The following is a 16,302-nucleotide window of genomic DNA, read 5'->3' on the forward strand; positions in this document are numbered from 1 at the left end:
ATGTTATATCATTATTATAGAAAGCAACTGCCCTTTACTTAAGTGGCAGTTTAAGTGTTTTTTATACGGCCAGTTTTAAAGGAGAGTTTTATATGGATTTTACTATCCCATTGCAATTACAAAGTAACACACCTATTTACTTGCAAATTTACGAATATATAAAAGCTGAAATTATACAAGGGACTATTTCTGTTGGCACACGTCTACCCTCACACAGAAATTTAGCATCACAACTTAATATTAGCCGCATTACTATTGAATCAGCTTATCAACAATTATTAGCTGAAGGTTATGTAGAAAGTAAACCGAAACGTGGTATTTTTGTAGCAAATTTCGATATTGACGTTATCCCAAATAAAAAGCGAAATGCAGCAAAGAAGACGAGCAATTTGATAGACGAAAAATTTGAATATGATTGTAGCCAAGGACTTATTGATCAAAATACATTTCCGATTACAAATTGGAAACGAGCATTACAAGAATCCATACTTACATACGAAAATGCACTATTTGCCAAAGAAGACCCTCAAGGTGAATTCGCTCTTCGAGAGCATATATCAACATATTTATATCATTCTCGCGGTGTCCATTCTTCACCTGATCAAATTGTGATTGGCGCCGGAACGCAGCCACTTCTCTGGCTACTACTTCAACTGCTTGGCCCTACAAAAGAATACGGCATTGAAAACCCTGGATTTCACCGTATACACGCAATCATTAAAAGCTGTGATAGACAAATTCATCCCATACCATTGGATGAAAAAGGGATTGATATTTCTAGTTTATACAATACAAATTCCAATGTCGCATACGTTACACCATCACACCAATTTCCGCTCGGGATTATTATGCCTTTATCTAGAAGATTAGAATTGTTAAAGTGGGCTAATGATTGCAGCGGATACATTATTGAAGATGACTATGACGGAGAGTTTCGCTACGCTGGTAAGCCGATTCCTTCTTTACAAAGTCTTGATTCAAATGAACGCGTTATTTATATGGGAACTTTCTCAAAATCTTTTTTACCTTCTTTACGAATGGGATATGTTGTTTTACCACCACACCTTTTAAAAACATATCAAGAACTGCATGGAATTTTCAAACAAACAGTCGCTACAATACAACAACTTGCTTTTGCTAACTTTATACAAAGCGGGAATTGGGAACGTCACCTTAATCGGAGTCGTACACTATATAAAAGAAAACATCATGCGTTAGTAAAATCCATTATGAAAGAAATGGGGGCTAATGTTCAAATTCTTGGCGAACAGTCCGGACTTCATATTGTTTTATGTGTCCATAACAGTATGAATGAAAATGAACTGATTGAATCCGCTAAAAAACAAAGCGTTAAATTATACCCACTTTCTCCATATGATTTCGTGAATGATTTACGTAAGGAATCATACGTATTACTCGGCTTTGGTAGTATTCCAGAAAATAAAATTGAAACGTTGGCTACATTATTAAAAGACGCTTGGTTTCCTAGTTGCAAGGAAACTTGTTAACAGTGGGTTTAACTTGTAACATGTTAACAATTCAACAAAATAAAAAAGAAGGCTGTCCAAAATAACTTTTTGGACAGCCTTCTTCTAGTTATTCACCTGACCTAGCTTTCCTTCCCGGACGTTTCACACCAGTCGTTTCTGTTGAATAGGAAGCTTCGATTATAGCGGTTGGATCTACAGAGAGAACGAGATCTTTCATTTTCGGATAAATGAATCGGTTTGTAATGCAATAAATGATTCTCTTATGCTCCCCTAAAAAACCACCTTCTCCATGTAGATACGTAACAGATAGTTGCAATTCTTTCATAAGTAAATCGCCTATTTCTTTATTCTTACCAGAAATAATCATAACGCTCTTACCTTGATTAATACCATCTAGTATAAAATCAATCATCTTCGTAACAATATAGAAAATTGCTAACGAGAACATCGCTTGTTCGATTGAAAATAAAATGGCAACAAAAATGAAAATAACTGCATTTACTGCAAGTAAAAATGTACTAATCGGTACATTAAAGTGTTTATTCATCCAAACTGCTAACATTTCCGAACCGTCAATTGCTCCACCCATTTTAACAACAATCCCAACACCAATTCCGAACAGTACTCCACCATAAAGTACAATTAATAACTCAGAAGTCGTAATTGCTGGAAATGGTTTTAAATAAATTAATCCGAGTGTTGTAACTACATTCGCATAAGATGTACGGATAAAAAATTTCTTTCCCATTACTTTTGCAGTAAATAATAAAATTGGGATATTAATTCCTAAGAACACACCATAAAGCGGCAATCCTGCGACTTTATTTGCCATAATTGCAATAGCCGTTACCCCGCCATCTACTAATCCATTAGGTGCTAAAATAAGCTCTAATGAACCTGCTACTATAATTGAGCCAATTGTTAATAATACGTATTCAAATACTTTCTTCATTCATTACCCCCAAAACTTATATATTTTCTTAGTATTATTTTAACGTAATTTTACTACTAATTCAAAGGTATCGATTTATATACAGAAAAGTTTCTCCTTTATCGCTATTTTTATGTAACACATGTAACGCGTAATACTAAAAACACACTTACAAATTAAAAGTAAGTGTGTTTTTAACATCTATTTAATCTTTACGTACGGCTTCATTTTTAATTTAAATATTTCCTCAACTGCCCTTTGATATCCACCAGCATTTCTAAGCGATTCTCCCACTTTACGACTATTCTCCTTAAACGTCACATCATCCATTACTTTCTTTACAGTCTCACGTAACAATTCAGAAGTTAACTCGTTACGATTAAGTGTTATGCCTGCCCCTACTTCAGTCAATCGTTTTGCAACGAATGGCTGATCTCCTGTTACCGGAATTACAACTAATGGAACACCGTAATATAACGCTTCACTCGAACTATTCATACCACCATGTGTCACGAATACATCAGCATGCTGTAAAACTTCTAATTGCGGGACATAATTATACAATTTAAAGTTTTTCGGGATATTTTCAAATTGACTTATATTTATCTTCTTGCCAACGACTAATACGACTGTCGCATCTACATCTTTAAACGCTTCAAAACATTTTTCATACAAAGCAGGTTGTTCATTAAAAACTGTTCCCATAGAAATGAAAATCACTTTTTCATTTTTTAAATCTTCGGTAGGAAAACTCCCCACTTCTTTTCGAGTAGCAATTGATGGACCTACAAATTTATACGATTCATCAAATACATCTGAACGCGGCTGATATTCTTTTGAAGTATATACAATCGTAATATCACCAGGATGGTTCATAATATCATACATACTATTACATTTCATTCCATACTGCTTATTCCATCTTTCCATTCCCGCTAAACAAGATTGATATAATGGATTCATTTCGTCTACTTGTCTCGATTCTTGCCCATCATGAAAATTAATGTACTGATTAACAGCAAACGTTGTACAGGATGAAACGCTTGGTAATTGTAAAATATTCGCTATAATACGTCCTACTGGAAAATGATTATCATATATTAAATAATCATATTTTTCCTCTTTTGTTTCTTCTACAATTTGAGTAACAATACGCTCTGATGCTTCAATCATATGAGATAGCATCGTCAAAGGGCTCCCACCTTCATTTACTCGTTCCATAATATTAATTTGAGAGAGAAAATTCTCAAACACTCGGAATTCCGCACCTGTTGCTTCAACCTTCTTTCTATAATCTTCAATACAATAAGAAACAACTGTTTCCCCTCGCTGAATTAACTCACTTACAACAGCTAAAGTCGGATTAATATGACCTTCCCCAGGAAAATTTATTACGAGTACATTTGCCATAACATTCTCTCCTATCCAATTAATATAATAAAATTAACAATTAATTATATTAATTAATTTAAGTCTATTATAAATGAATGCATTCTACTTCTTCATGCTTTTCTCTTCATTTTATTATTGAGAAATATTTTCTATAGTCTACATTATTGTGATTCACAATCTTATAAATGAATGCTTAATTTTACTTTTACTCTTCATAGATTTAAAGATACGAGTCTTACATTCAAGTATTACCAATATTATTTTTAGACAATTCATACAAAAATAGAGAAATATAATATTTTTAATGAGTTTTCACTATAAATGTAAGTATGCTGTCTATCTTTTTATCTTTATCCTCATAACACATCATCTGTTATATAATGAATTTATGGAATTTACAGAAAAAGGAGTCTTTTCATGTTACAACAACTATTCAATTCACCTATTCTATCCGTTCAAGCCTTGCACCCGGGTTATGAAGATCATGCAAGTGATGTTTTTCTCGTTCAAACAGAAGATACAGAAGTTATCGTTCGTGCTTCTAAAATGAATGAAGAACCAAATAATGATTTTTGGTGGGGATGTAAAAATCTATTTGGAATTGATCCAAGGAACGTCCATCATTTAGAAACGGTACATACATTGCTGCAAGAACATACGAATCTTCCTATCCCAACAATATTAGAAAAACATGTTTTAAATAGCCGTGAATTTGTGGTGGTCGAAAAGTTAGTAGGTAACACAGTTCAATCTTTTATCGAGCAACCAGATTCTATTTTATTCAGCCTAGGAAAAGGACTTGCAGAAATACATAAGTTTAAAGCCGATTTCATAGGAAATCCGTCAGGCACGTTCCAAATTCCACTAGATGAATTCCAATCACATATTTTAAACGTGAGTAAAGAGCTTGTGAATATGTTTTATTCCGATGATGAAAGCATACAAAATGCATTCCCTACTTTTGAATCACAACTTTCTTCCCTGTCCGTACCAAAGGAATCTACACTCGTCTTAATTGATATGGATCCTACTCAATTTTTATCTGACGGTACAACTATTACGGGTTTAGTAGATACTGAAGCTTACGCTGTTGCTCCGCGAGAGCTTGATTTTATCGGACTAGAATATGTACTTACCGAAAAAGAAGTACATGCCTTTAAAAGTGGTTACGAAACAATTATGTCTATTCCTCACTTAGAAGAATATAGACAGCCTTATCGTTATTTATACCGACTGTTATCTGTGCAAGGTAATGTGGAATTTAAAAAATGGTTAAGTCACCCATCCTATTTTTAAATACGAATGAGAGGGAGTATACAATGGATATTCAGAAAAAGCGTTCTGTAACAGAAAGTGAAATACAGCAAATGAAGGATTTGGCTTATATTTGTGGGCAACAAGACAATCTTAATTACTCTTCAGATTTACATATCAACTTTTTAAAAAATCGAAATGAAGATTATATAAACGATTTTCTTCTTTATAACGGTACTCAATTAATTGGCGCTTTAAATATGTATGATTTCGAAAGACCAACAAAGCTTGAACTAATAGGCTTTGTACATCCTCATTTTAGAAAACAACGTTTCGGAACTATCCTTTTACAAACTGCAATGAAAGAAATACAAAATAGAGAAACAGATGAAGCTCTTCTTATTATTAATGGGGATTCTATTTCTGGGAATGAATTTGTAAAACATATGAAGTTACCATATTTATATAGTGAATATAGTATGGAGTGCAAAACAAACGAAATTCAAAAAACAACAGATAATAATATACAGCTTACTCTTGCAACTTCAGAATCACTTCTTGATCTTATTAAAATTTCTAGTAAAGCTTTTGGTGATTCAGTAGAAAATACGACTACATGGTTACAAAAAATGATGAATTCATCTTCCCATCAAGTTTACAGTGCCCTTATTGCTGAAAAAGTGATAGGAACAATTACAGTTTCTAAACAAGAGCAATCTACTACACTATCAGGATTCGCCGTTCATCCTTCTTATCAAGGTAAAGGATACGGAAAAGATATTCTTTGTAATATAGTACATACCCTTATTACAGAAGGAGTTTCAACAATTGAATTAGACGTCGAAACAAAAAATATCCACGCTTTAAAACTATATACACAATGTGGTTTTGAAATTAAAACGAGGCATGACTATTATAATTTAATGAATTTTTAGGTGAATACATATGTTAAAAAAACAATTTATTCTAGTTATGATATTTTAGCAAACATCTATAATAAACATTGGAGACATTTTGTTTAATACTCCTACCCAGCCTCGTTTTACAAGATGCTCTTCCCTACTCTCGTATATTAGATCTTTGTTGCGGGACTGGTCATCTCTGCCGGTGATAGTTTAATTTAGATGAACTAAAAAGTGTGTTTCACAAAGTTTACTCCGTATTACATAACGAGGGTATATTCGCATTTGATATGAATAAAAAAACTGAATCGAAATGATTCAGTTTTTTCTTAATATATTTACAACTGCAGTTGTTTCGTCATTTTCTTTATAGACACGCGGAATTCTTCTATCTAGCATACATGTAACTTCATAGTTTATTGTACCTAACATATCCGCTATTTCTTCTACTGCGATATTTTCTTCACCTTGTTTACCGTAGAATACTACTTCGTCTCCTACTTGTACTGGCATCGCTTTTGAAACATCCAACATTAACTGGTCCATACAAACACGGCCAATAACAGGTACTCGAACCCCGTTAATTAACGCATAGCCTTTATTAGATAATTGACGATTATAACCATCAGCATAACCAATTGGTACAGTCGCAATCCATTCTTCACCAGTTGTTACATACGTATTCCCATAACTTACACCACGATTCTTCTTCGCATGTTTAATATGAGCTACTTTTGATTTTAACGACAACGCAGGCTGTAAAGAAACGACTGAATGATCCACTTCTTTTGACGGATACATACCGTACACTCCTATTCCAACGCGTACCATATTTTGAAATGTGTTACTTAATTCCATTGATCCCGCACTATTTGAACTATGAATATATGGTATTTGAATTCCTAATTCTTTCGCTGTATTAACAGCTTTTTCAAATAAACTTGTTTGCATATTCGTATATGATTTATCGATTTCATCTGCCGTAGAGTAATGCGTAAATATCCCTACTACCTCTACATACTCCATACGGTTTAATTCTTCTAAAAATGGTTTAACTTCTTCTTCTTGTAAACCGATACGACTCATTCCTGTATCAATTTTCACTTGAATTTGTACTTTCTTTTGAAGACGGTTTGCAATTTCATTTATACCATGTAAATCTTCTACTCTATAAACAGTCATCATAACGTCATATTGAATTACATCTTCTACAGCCGCTACTGGTGTGTATCCTAAAATTAAAATCGGCACAGTAATTCCTGCTTCTCTTAATTCTATTGCTTCATCTACAAATGCAACTGCAAGTTGATGTATTCCTGCTTCAATTGCAGCTTTGGCAACTTCAACTGCCCCATGGCCATACCCATTCGCTTTTACAGCAGCCATCATCTTAATTTCTTCATCATTTACATGTTTTTTAAATTCTTTTACATTATGTTTTACAGCATTTAAGTCAATTTCTACAATTGTATCTCTTCCATATTTCAAACTCATTGGTCTAACTCCTAACTCAATAATTGCATTCCATTCTATTTCACGTTTCATATGACCTTTTACAATATAATACTTTTCATTATGCTAGTCAAACTACTAGAATTTTCGGAATTTTGAGTATGATATAATATCCTCAAGAAACTATTATATACGGAGACGAGGAGAATTACAATGTTTGTTCAATCTGCATTGCATCAACTAAAAGTTGCTATTGATACTTCTATTGATATGCTTAACCAATATAGTGAAAACGATTTAAAAATACAACCGATTCACTCAAAACGATCATTATTTGAAATGTGTGCACATCTTTCTCTTATTTGTCATGCTGATTTACTCATTTTAAATGGTATTCCAGAAAAAGAATTACATACCTTTTATATAGAACGTACCCCCGTAACAGTTGCTCACATGCAACAAACGATGATTGAAGGTTACAACCTTCTCTCTAAAACATTTCTTTCCTACTCCCAAATAGAATTAGCAGAAGTTATGACTGCCTATTGGGGTATTTCTTATTCGCGCTTTGAATGGTTACTTGAAATCGTTGCACACTTTTATCATCATCGTGGACAAATTCATATTTTATTATGCGAGCATATGAACGATCCTCGCATTCCTTTATTTGAGTGATTTTCCATTCATTCATTAATTATAAATAGAGAAGCTACAAAACCAATAAAAAGTATCATTCCTAATAAAATAAATGTTTGAGCATAACCTCCTATTTTCATAAGATAAATAGAAATGATAGGTCCTATACTAGTACCTAAAAATAAAATAAAATAAAAGTATAAATAGATACTGCTATTCCCCTTGCTTTCCCTCCTAATTGACCTACAAGAGAAACTAAAGACGGAACGGATATAACAATACCTATTACAAAACAGACACTCATCATTACAAGTAGAGATAGATACGAAACAAGGCCTATTGAACTTAGACTAAAAATAGCAATCAACAATCCTCCTTAAAGAACTTTCCTTACTTCAAACCTCTTTGTTAAACGACCTGCAAGTGGTGAGAGCAACATACCAAACAGCCCTGCTAAGCGAAAATAAAGGATTTGTTCTGCAGTTAAATTGTAAGTAGGAGAGCTCAAATAATTCCCTAAAACAGTATACATATTAACAAAAGCCATTAATAAAACAGGATTTTTCACACTGACTAACTATTAGTTTTAAATAATGCGCAACTTCTTTAAGGCATAAGAAATTCCGCCTTCACTCGCCTTCGTTGTAACGAAATCAGCCCTTCTCTTCAACTCCTCTCCACCATTTCCCATCGCAACTCCTAATCCTACATACTGCAACATCTCAATATCATTTCCACCATCGCCAAAAGCAATGGCTTCTAATTTACTAATGTTTAAATGTTCCAATACTTTTTGAATTGCAGTTAGCTTCGATACTTTACTATCTTCCAATACATTTATAACGTAACCATGAAAACGCTCAAATGTAAGTGCTGGATATCTTTCAATGAATTTTTGAGCTTCTGTATCATCAGCATACAGACATATGCAATACATCTCATCTGATAAGTTTCTAACTTTGTCAGGATACTGCTCTAAATTTAAGGTTTCATTTAACGCTCGCATGACACGTTCATCTTTGGAAGCAATATTATTCATTGCAAATTCTTCTGTAAAGTAAGAAACACTGTGACCATGTAATTCAGCAAAATTTGAAATATCATGAACGATTTCGCTTGAAAGTACTGATTTATGTATAACTTCTTTCCCACATTTTATATGTGCACCATTTGCTGAAATAAACGTATTTATACCTAGTTCCTTAAATTGTGAGCATAAACTATATGGTCTTCCAGTTGTAACAACTACGTGAATTCCTTTATCTATTAATCTTTGTACCGCTTCTTTTGTACTTTCGTGCATGCTTCTATCAATCTCACTTAATAACGTACCGTCAACATCGAAAAATACAACTTTGTACATAAGTCTTTACATCCCGTCCAAATGATTCGTATCATTAATGAAATGCACCGTTTTTTGTTCACCCTCAATTTCAATTAAACTTATTCCCTATCTCCCATTTTGAAATAGTAGTCCATTGAAATTGGCATTTTGAAAAATGCACGTAATAGACTATTAATTACGCCCCCATGGGCAACAATTGCAATTCGGTCATATGTATTCTCTGTCAAGATTTTAGAAAAGATTCCTTCTATTCTCATTCGAAACTCAATAAACGATTCCCCGTTTTCAAAACGATCATGAAGAAACTTTGGCTCTGGATATTTCTTTGCTTCTTCAAATGATAAGCCTGCTTGCACTCCATTATTAAACTCCATTAATTCCTCTTCTAATTGAATTGGACAACCAATTGCTTCTGCTAATGTTTCACCCGTTTCACGAGCGCGTTTTAATGTGCTTGCCCAAATGAAATCTGGTGCAAAATCTTTTTTCACTTTCTGTACAAGTCTTTGTACTTGTTGTCTCCCTTTGTCAGTTAACTCAAAATCAGCTCGACCTTCATGCACATGTAAAATATCAGCTTCTGATTCTCCGTGGCGTATTAGTAGTATTTGCATGTTTCTCTCTCCCTTCATTTAATATTCATAAAATTCAATTATATCACATTTTAAGATTCCAAAATAAAAAAGGAACGGTCTCCCGTCCCTCATCCATTCACTTTTTCCGCATCATTCCAATAATATTTACTAAACGCTTCTGTTAACACATCAATTGTGTTATATAATTCATCTAACGTATTATCAACACCACCAACTTCAATTAACATCGCATTTTTCGATAAATCTTGGTTATAAACGCCATTTCCATCTTTTTTATACTTTGGAAAAATCCCTCTACTTAATCCGTAATAGTTTTCATCTAAATAACTATTGATTGCTCTTGCAATTTTTTCATTTTCAGCACGGCCTTCATTTTCCATCCCAATTATAAAATATAATCTTGCATACGATTTTCCGTTAATTACTTTTGTTGTTACTTTCTTACGCTGATCGTCACGGTGTATATCAATCGGAAACGCAATTTTATTATTTTGTGCTAATGCTTCTTTTACATATTCATGAGACGCTTTATATGACTGATACCATACCCACTTTTTACTCGCTAATAAATCACCCATATTCGTTTTATCATGAACTACCGGAATTCCTTGTCCTTCAAGTTGCTCTTTCATACGTTTCCCTAGTAAAGACACATTTACATCTGGGCTAGATGGATCAGTTGCCCCTGGTAATAATGGAAAGAAGGATTCCCAGCTATGTGTATGATAAATATATACTGCACTTTCACCTTTTTTCGCTCCGTTCTTTTTCTGAACCGGATTATTCTTTTCCGCTTCTGTAACTTTATCTTTTGCTATTTCCCGTTCTTTCGTTACTTCTTCAATCGGTACACTAGATTCATTTGGGATATTTGTCAAGTTTGTCCCTTCCCCAGCTACGATAATATTAGAATAATACTTTGACATACCAGGTACTTCTTTACCGACGAATGTTCTTAAATCTTTAATTTTCAAATCTGTCGCGATAGAGAACATTAAATTCCCAACTGACTCTCTTTTATTCTTCTTAAAATAATCAAATCCGTAATAGCGATTCTCACTTTCTATCATTTGAACAAAACCTTGCATCGATACTTTTCCAAACCATTGATTTGCATAATTCGATTTCATTGTATGTAAAAATGACGTCAAAATCGACGCTATCATAATTACTATTAGCGCATATAAAAGGAGTAACGAAATCAGCTTCTTCCCATGTATTCGAGTTGCATACTTTTTCACTGCATCACCTTCTTTATACATGGATATGTACAAACTTTTCAGAATATACGCACAAAAAAGAGAAATGGTATACCATTTCTCTTCCTCACTTTTATTGTTCTTTTCCTGTATCATTTGAAGGTAGTTTCTTCGCTTGTTTTTCTTTAAATATTTCTCCAATTGCCCCAAGAGTACCAAGTGTTTCAATTGCATTAGACGGAATAAAGACTTTATTTGCTGGTCCTTTTGCAACTTCAGCTAATGATTCAAATGATTTGTAAGCAAGTATACGCTCATCCAAATTCGCTTCACGAAGCAATTCAATACGATTTTGTTCTGCTTTTGCAATTTCTTCAATTGCTCGTGCTTCCCCTTGTGCTTCTAATTCTTTTGCTTCTTTTATACCTTCAGCTTCGCGAATACGCGCTTCTTTATCCCCTTCAGCCATCAAGATTTTACTTTGCTTTTCCCCTTCAGCGCGAAGGACTTTATCTTGTTTTGCTGCTTCAGCTTCTAAAATAATCGCACGTTTATTACGCTCAGCCTTCATTTGTTTTTCCATTGATGCTTGCACATCTTTTGGCGGGTTAATATCAACAACTTCGACACGTTCAATACGTACGCCCCATTTTTCTGTTGCTTCATCAAGCGCTAAGCGGATTTCTGTTGAAATTTTTTCACGACCAGATAACGTTTCATCCAGTTCCATTTTACCGATGATTTGACGCATCGTTGCTGACGTAATATTACGAACACCATATTCATAGTTTGAAATACCATATGTCGCAAGTTCTGGTTCAACAATTTGATAGAAAATAATTGTATCAATTTCTACTTGAACATTATCTTTCGTAATTACCTTTTGCGGTGGTACATTCGTTTGTTGAATGCGTAAGTCATGATATACACGAACACGATCTACAATTGGTATTAAAATATTTAACCCTGGGTGCATTATACGTTGAAACTTACCAAATCTTTCAACAACCCCAACTTTTTGCTGAGGAATAATTTTAATTGTTAATGCGATAAATGTAACTACAATTAGTGCCAATATAATCGTTAACGTTAATGCTACCATATTTATTCACTCTCCTTTTTCACTTGTAATATAGTACTATGCCTCTTTATAACAACGACTTTTTCTCCAGCATCAATTGAAGAATCTGCAATAGCTGTCCAAGTATCTCCATCCACCTTCACAATACCATTCGCTTCATTTGTAATCGCTTGCATAACAATCCCTCTTTTACCAACAAGCATATCTACTGTATCAGTAAAACCTTTTGCTTCTCGAAAGTTTTTTGAAATTCTTTTCGTAAAGAATGTCAAAGTTAAACTTACAATTGCACCAACAGTAACTTGTAACAGTAGTGCATCAGGAGCAAACAAAGCAATAAGACCTCCGACAACAGCTCCAATTCCAAGCCAAAGCATGTAAAATGTAATCGCCAACATTTCCGCGATAAATAAAATACCAGCTATTATAAACCAAATTACCCAAGCAGCCATATGCAACCCTCACTTTCTTTCTCATTTTCTATATGTATATGAAGAAAAGAATGGTTTATCCGCCCTTTCTTACACTTGGGCGTTTGCTACAAGCTATTGTACATATTCACTGTTACAATGATCATTAATATAATACTATATCAATATATTCTTCATTATACATGAAAATCCCTTTCAAAAAGTGACAAAAAATTAAATTCTTTAAAAATTTTAATTTTTAAATTACAATTATTACAATTACTAAATACTATTTTTTATAGAGGTGATATTCTTATTGAGAAACCTGTCACTAATCTACTATTTAGGTTCCAAAATATGCATTACTCTCGCTGACATCGTATATGTAATGATTATTACAACTCATATTTATATAGCAACTAAATCAGCTACTATTACTGCTCTTTTTCCATTATTACAAGTTATCACAAATCTAATTGCTAACATCTCTGCACCACTTATGATAAATCGTTTTCCATCTTATACGCTGTTATATACGCTCCAATGGTTGAAAACAGTCTTTTTACTATTATTAATGATTTTGTTCCCGGTCTTATCCACAAACATTATAGCTCTATTAACTTTTATTTTTGTCATTTCATTATGTAGCGGGTGGAGTGCTCCATTATTATACGGTATTCTTCCGCGCCTTACACCGAAAGAAAAATTAGTAAAAGTAAATAGTATCTTTTCCTTTTCAACACAAATTGTGCAAGCCGTTGCTTATTCATTTACGAGTATTGTCGTTCTTCTCATTGGCGCTACTTCTACACTCATGATTAATAACATTTTAATGATTTTCGGATGCATTGCATTACATTTTTCATTACGTTCCATACATACTGAAAGAATAGCAGATTCTCCCTCTTCCAAAAGTACTGTTTTATTGGAAGGTTGGAAACTCCTATTTCAAAATCCTTCTCTCCGTACCGTTACATATATGGACTTAATCGAAACTTTCGCAGGGACAATATGGATTGGTGCTATTACGATGGCATACGTTACGACTATCCTTCATAAGGGCGAAGAATGGTGGGGATATATTAATACAAGTTATTATGTTGGCACGTTAATCGGTGGTCTATTAGCCTGGAAAATGAGTTCCTATATTCAAAACAATTTAATACGATCTATGTCGATTGGCTCTCTTATATTTAGCATTCTTACATTTTTATATGGTATGACAAGCAGCGGATTTATTGCGCTTTTTCTATGTGTTCTAATGGGACCCTGTTATCAAATTAGAGATATTTCCCAAACGACTGTTTTACAATCAAGTGTCGCCCCTTCTTTATTATCAAAAATGTATACAGCACATGGCGCACTTCTTTCAACAGCCTCTGGACTATCTATGCTTAGCATTGGCATTATTACTGATATGTTCGGTGTTCGTACAATTTATATCATCGCTTCTATTCTTATTTTATGTTCCGCTTGTTTATCTTTTAGTTTATTAAAATATCATAAGACAGAGCAGAACGATATTTCAATTTAATCACTAAAACAAAGAGGACAGGGATTCCTGTCCTCTTTGTTTATTCTATTCATGATAAGTTGGGGATTTTTCTATGCTTTGTCGCTTGTTCAAAAGCATAAGCTAATTTAATTAATATCCCTTTAAAGAAATTCAATACTCTTATTTAAACACCTTTAATTTCCCGAAAAATAAAAAAAGTCTGAAACAGATTAATCTTCGCTTCAGACTCTTACATTACTGTGCGTATACTTCATCTAATAAATGTAAAAACTCACCTTGTTTTCCAGCTAATTCAGGGCATTTTACAATATCAACCCATTCGTAGCAAAATACTAATCCTTTATCTTCCTCACCAGCACTTACAATATGTTCCCAAGTATCCTTTACATCTGTTAGTAAAGTTACATGGAAAAAGTGGCGTTTTTCATACTCCTGTTTTTCTTTCATATGTATAATGTAATCTGCTAAAAAACGCTCTATGCATAAATGACGCAATCCGGATTCTTCCTGTACTTCACGCAATATAGCAGCTTCTAACGTTTCACCTTCATCAACCGTTCCCCCTGGCACTTGAATACCAGCTTCATGTATATCACGATGTTTAAAAACAAGTAATTGCATAACCCCCTCTTGTTCTCTTGTAATATATGCATGTACTTTTTTCTTATATAACCTCGTCATTGTACGTCTCTCCCCTCAATTGTTCACTCTGTTACTTCTTCAAGTGTCAGTTGATTATCATACAAATATGTAGCTTGTGGATTTCCCACATACCTTACGTGCCATGGTTCATACCGATAGCCCGTAATCGTTTCTTTCGCTTTTGTGTATCGAACCACAAAACCAAATTTATGGGCATTTTCAGAAAGCCACTGACCTTCTTTCGTTTCCCCAAAAACTGTCTCTAACTGAAATTTAGCAGATTGAGACGTAATATCCATAGCTAGTCCAGTTTGATGCTCACTTGTGCCAGGAACCGCGCTAGACATTGCTGTTTTTGCTTCCCCGTCTTGTTTTTTATACATCGTATTTAATGCTTTTTGTCGATCAAAAGATCTAAATCCAGAAACTGCAAAAAGAAAAATACGCTCGTTGTCAGCCTGCTGAAACATATCCTCAAGCGCCCTCGCTGCCTCTTTTCTCATCTTTTTCTTTTCTTGATCACCTTCACTAGAGTAGCGCACTTTCGGAATAACTAAATCTGGCGGTCTATACCCATCTGGTAAACGCCTACTTTTATTTACAAGTACAAGCATTGAATTCGGATTATTAATTACCGCAATATCCCCATCCATATTAGCAATCGTTTCTTTCGCTTTCGGAAATATGCTATTTACACTTACTTCCCGCGCCTGCTTATCCTTATACATTTTATAATTGATTCCTGCTACTCCAATAATAATTATTGCAGCTACAATACCAAGTAGTGCCCATCTTTTTTTCATATAACGACCTCTTATTTTAATAATTTGGCCATTTCATACTCATCGATGCCCTTTCCATCGATAATAAGAGCAGCTTTTTTGACACCTTCTTTCTCAAATCCAACTTTTTTATATAGTGCTTGAGCTCTTGTATTGTGGGCCATTACTGTTAATTCTAAACGCCATACATCATGTAATTTTGCCCACTTCTCAACCTCTTTAAACAATCTCGTCCCAATACCTCGCCCGTTATACTCTTGCAAAATACCAATTACAATGGTTGCCACATGCCTCTTTCTTTGAATGTTATTTCCATTCACTAATATAAAACCTACTATCCTCTCATCTTCAACTGCTACAAATATTGTTGCATATTCATTTTCTATAAAGCGATGGATCATTTTTTCTTGTTGCTCAGCTGTAGTTTTTCTTTCTCCTGGTTCATATAACATAAACTTCGTTTCTTCATCTAATTGCTTACTTAATTGCAAAAATGATGATGCATCTTCTATTTCGATCTCCCTAATCACTTCAATCACCCTACCAGTTTCATAATAAAAAGTTTTCCTTATAAAAAGATTTTCTCTACTTTCCTGAAAATCCCTTTGTAAATCTCCTACTATAAATTGACAAATTTCGATATTACTATAACAACGACAAATTATGTCTATTCT

Annotated in this window: 15 protein-coding genes and 3 pseudogenes; 6 read left to right on the forward strand and 12 right to left on the reverse strand. The window is 33.8% G+C overall.

The window, feature by feature from the left end; all coding sequences use genetic code 11:
* The first annotated feature begins 92 nt into the window (after nucleotides 1-92).
* Nucleotides 93-1,508, forward strand: coding sequence for a MocR-like pyridoxine biosynthesis transcription factor PdxR (gene pdxR / locus ACTFR3_RS06605; RefSeq protein ID WP_071740424.1), 1,416 nt, complete (start codon nucleotides 93-95; stop codon nucleotides 1,506-1,508).
* A gap of 88 nt (nucleotides 1,509-1,596) precedes the next feature.
* Here the strand turns inward: pdxR and ACTFR3_RS06610 are convergent, their stop codons facing one another.
* Nucleotides 1,597-2,442, reverse strand: coding sequence for a YitT family protein (locus tag ACTFR3_RS06610; RefSeq protein ID WP_000755126.1), 846 nt, complete (start codon nucleotides 2,440-2,442; stop codon nucleotides 1,597-1,599).
* A gap of 180 nt (nucleotides 2,443-2,622) precedes the next feature.
* On the reverse strand, nucleotides 2,623-3,831 hold the full coding sequence (locus ACTFR3_RS06615; protein ID WP_060852183.1) for a macrolide family glycosyltransferase: 1,209 nt from the start codon (nucleotides 3,829-3,831) through the stop codon (nucleotides 2,623-2,625).
* 399 nt (nucleotides 3,832-4,230) lie between these two features.
* Here ACTFR3_RS06615 and ACTFR3_RS06620 point away from each other — a divergent pair, with 399 nt between their 5' ends.
* From ACTFR3_RS06620 to ACTFR3_RS06630, 3 genes and pseudogenes are all read left to right on the forward strand, one after another.
* Nucleotides 4,231-5,109: a nitrate reductase gene (locus ACTFR3_RS06620; RefSeq protein WP_410989713.1), complete on the forward strand. Its 879-nt coding sequence runs from the start codon at nucleotides 4,231-4,233 to the stop codon at nucleotides 5,107-5,109.
* A gap of 23 nt (nucleotides 5,110-5,132) precedes the next feature.
* Nucleotides 5,133-6,002 carry a GNAT family N-acetyltransferase gene (locus ACTFR3_RS06625; RefSeq protein WP_440044294.1) on the forward strand — a complete coding sequence of 290 codons (870 nt, stop codon included), beginning with the start codon at nucleotides 5,133-5,135 and terminating at the stop codon, nucleotides 6,000-6,002.
* Nucleotides 6,003-6,265: pseudogene (locus tag ACTFR3_RS06630) on the forward strand (class I SAM-dependent methyltransferase); the annotation flags it as partial. It abuts the gene before it with no gap.
* Nucleotides 6,266-6,287: 22 nt separating this feature from the next.
* On the opposite strand, the gene alr reads toward ACTFR3_RS06630, so the two are convergent.
* Entirely contained in the window at nucleotides 6,288-7,463 is a 1,176-nt protein-coding gene (gene alr, locus ACTFR3_RS06635) for an alanine racemase (protein ID WP_002182683.1), read from the reverse strand.
* A gap of 171 nt (nucleotides 7,464-7,634) precedes the next feature.
* Here alr and ACTFR3_RS06640 point away from each other — a divergent pair, with 171 nt between their 5' ends.
* Nucleotides 7,635-8,096 carry a DinB family protein gene (locus ACTFR3_RS06640; protein WP_000497991.1) on the forward strand — a complete coding sequence of 154 codons (462 nt, stop codon included), beginning with the start codon at nucleotides 7,635-7,637 and terminating at the stop codon, nucleotides 8,094-8,096.
* 8 nt (nucleotides 8,097-8,104) lie between these two features.
* Here the strand turns inward: ACTFR3_RS06640 and ACTFR3_RS06645 are convergent.
* The 6 genes and pseudogenes from ACTFR3_RS06645 to ACTFR3_RS06670 form a co-directional block, all read right to left on the reverse strand.
* Nucleotides 8,105-8,613, reverse strand: a pseudogene (locus ACTFR3_RS06645) (MFS transporter); the annotation flags it as partial.
* 30 nt (nucleotides 8,614-8,643) lie between these two features.
* Entirely contained in the window at nucleotides 8,644-9,420 is a 777-nt protein-coding gene (locus ACTFR3_RS06650; RefSeq protein ID WP_000278973.1) for a Cof-type HAD-IIB family hydrolase, read from the reverse strand.
* Nucleotides 9,421-9,426: 6 nt separating this feature from the next.
* Nucleotides 9,427-10,016, reverse strand: a pseudogene (locus ACTFR3_RS06655) (histidine phosphatase family protein).
* 89 nt (nucleotides 10,017-10,105) lie between these two features.
* Nucleotides 10,106-11,353, reverse strand: a complete 1,248-nt coding sequence (gene spoIIP, locus ACTFR3_RS06660; RefSeq protein ID WP_312037232.1) for a stage II sporulation protein P — start codon at nucleotides 11,351-11,353, stop codon at nucleotides 10,106-10,108.
* Entirely contained in the window at nucleotides 11,331-12,299 is a 969-nt protein-coding gene (locus ACTFR3_RS06665; protein ID WP_440044295.1) for an SPFH domain-containing protein, read from the reverse strand. The genes spoIIP and ACTFR3_RS06665 overlap by 23 nt, the downstream gene beginning before the upstream one ends.
* A gap of 2 nt (nucleotides 12,300-12,301) precedes the next feature.
* Nucleotides 12,302-12,730, reverse strand: coding sequence for an NfeD family protein (locus ACTFR3_RS06670; RefSeq protein ID WP_440044296.1), 429 nt, complete (start codon nucleotides 12,728-12,730; stop codon nucleotides 12,302-12,304).
* Between the two features lie 274 nt (nucleotides 12,731-13,004).
* Here ACTFR3_RS06670 and ACTFR3_RS06675 point away from each other — a divergent pair, with 274 nt between their 5' ends.
* The gene (locus ACTFR3_RS06675) at nucleotides 13,005-14,222 is read left to right on the forward strand and encodes an MFS transporter (protein WP_440044297.1); all 1,218 of its coding nucleotides are present in this window, start codon (nucleotides 13,005-13,007) and stop codon (nucleotides 14,220-14,222) included.
* Nucleotides 14,223-14,438: 216 nt separating this feature from the next.
* On the opposite strand, the gene ACTFR3_RS06680 is transcribed toward ACTFR3_RS06675, so the two are convergent.
* The 3 genes from ACTFR3_RS06680 to ACTFR3_RS06690 are packed head-to-tail and all read right to left on the reverse strand — an operon-like array spanning nucleotide 14,439 to nucleotide 16,158.
* A complete protein-coding gene (locus ACTFR3_RS06680) occupies nucleotides 14,439-14,885 on the reverse strand; it encodes an NUDIX hydrolase (protein ID WP_440044298.1) in 447 nt (148 codons plus the stop codon).
* A 23-nt stretch (nucleotides 14,886-14,908) separates the two neighbouring features.
* Nucleotides 14,909-15,649: a M15 family metallopeptidase gene (locus tag ACTFR3_RS06685; RefSeq protein WP_000747647.1), complete on the reverse strand. Its 741-nt coding sequence runs from the start codon at nucleotides 15,647-15,649 to the stop codon at nucleotides 14,909-14,911.
* Between the two features lie 11 nt (nucleotides 15,650-15,660).
* The gene (locus ACTFR3_RS06690) at nucleotides 15,661-16,158 is read right to left on the reverse strand and encodes an N-acetyltransferase family protein (protein ID WP_440044299.1); all 498 of its coding nucleotides are present in this window, start codon (nucleotides 16,156-16,158) and stop codon (nucleotides 15,661-15,663) included.
* Nucleotides 16,159-16,302 lie beyond the last annotated feature (144 nt).

Source organism: Bacillus cereus group sp. MYBK14-1 (assembly GCF_051916885.1).
Lineage (GTDB): Bacteria > Bacillota > Bacilli > Bacillales > Bacillaceae_G > Bacillus_A > Bacillus_A cereus.

Bases quoted from the DNA above. Each gene is read 5' to 3' on its own strand.
- ACTFR3_RS06680 (WP_440044298.1), bottom strand. From the start codon at position 14,885: ATGACGAGGTTATATAAGAAAAAAGTACATGCATATATTACAAGAGAA.
- ACTFR3_RS06665 (WP_440044295.1), bottom strand. From the start codon at position 12,299: ATGGTAGCATTAACGTTAACGATTATATTGGCACTAATTGTAGTTACA.
- ACTFR3_RS06620 (WP_410989713.1), top strand. From the start codon at position 4,231: ATGTTACAACAACTATTCAATTCACCTATTCTATCCGTTCAAGCCTTG.
- ACTFR3_RS06615 (WP_060852183.1), bottom strand. From the start codon at position 3,831: ATGGCAAATGTACTCGTAATAAATTTTCCTGGGGAAGGTCATATTAAT.
- ACTFR3_RS06685 (WP_000747647.1), bottom strand. From the start codon at position 15,649: ATGAAAAAAAGATGGGCACTACTTGGTATTGTAGCTGCAATAATTATT.
- ACTFR3_RS06640 (WP_000497991.1), top strand. From the start codon at position 7,635: ATGTTTGTTCAATCTGCATTGCATCAACTAAAAGTTGCTATTGATACT.
- ACTFR3_RS06670 (WP_440044296.1), bottom strand. From the start codon at position 12,730: ATGGCTGCTTGGGTAATTTGGTTTATAATAGCTGGTATTTTATTTATC.
- ACTFR3_RS06625 (WP_440044294.1), top strand. From the start codon at position 5,133: ATGGATATTCAGAAAAAGCGTTCTGTAACAGAAAGTGAAATACAGCAA.
- alr (WP_002182683.1), bottom strand. From the start codon at position 7,463: ATGAGTTTGAAATATGGAAGAGATACAATTGTAGAAATTGACTTAAAT.
- pdxR (WP_071740424.1), top strand. From the start codon at position 93: ATGGATTTTACTATCCCATTGCAATTACAAAGTAACACACCTATTTAC.
- spoIIP (WP_312037232.1), bottom strand. From the start codon at position 11,353: ATGATACAGGAAAAGAACAATAAAAGTGAGGAAGAGAAATGGTATACC.
- ACTFR3_RS06610 (WP_000755126.1), bottom strand. From the start codon at position 2,442: ATGAAGAAAGTATTTGAATACGTATTATTAACAATTGGCTCAATTATA.
- ACTFR3_RS06650 (WP_000278973.1), bottom strand. From the start codon at position 9,420: ATGTACAAAGTTGTATTTTTCGATGTTGACGGTACGTTATTAAGTGAG.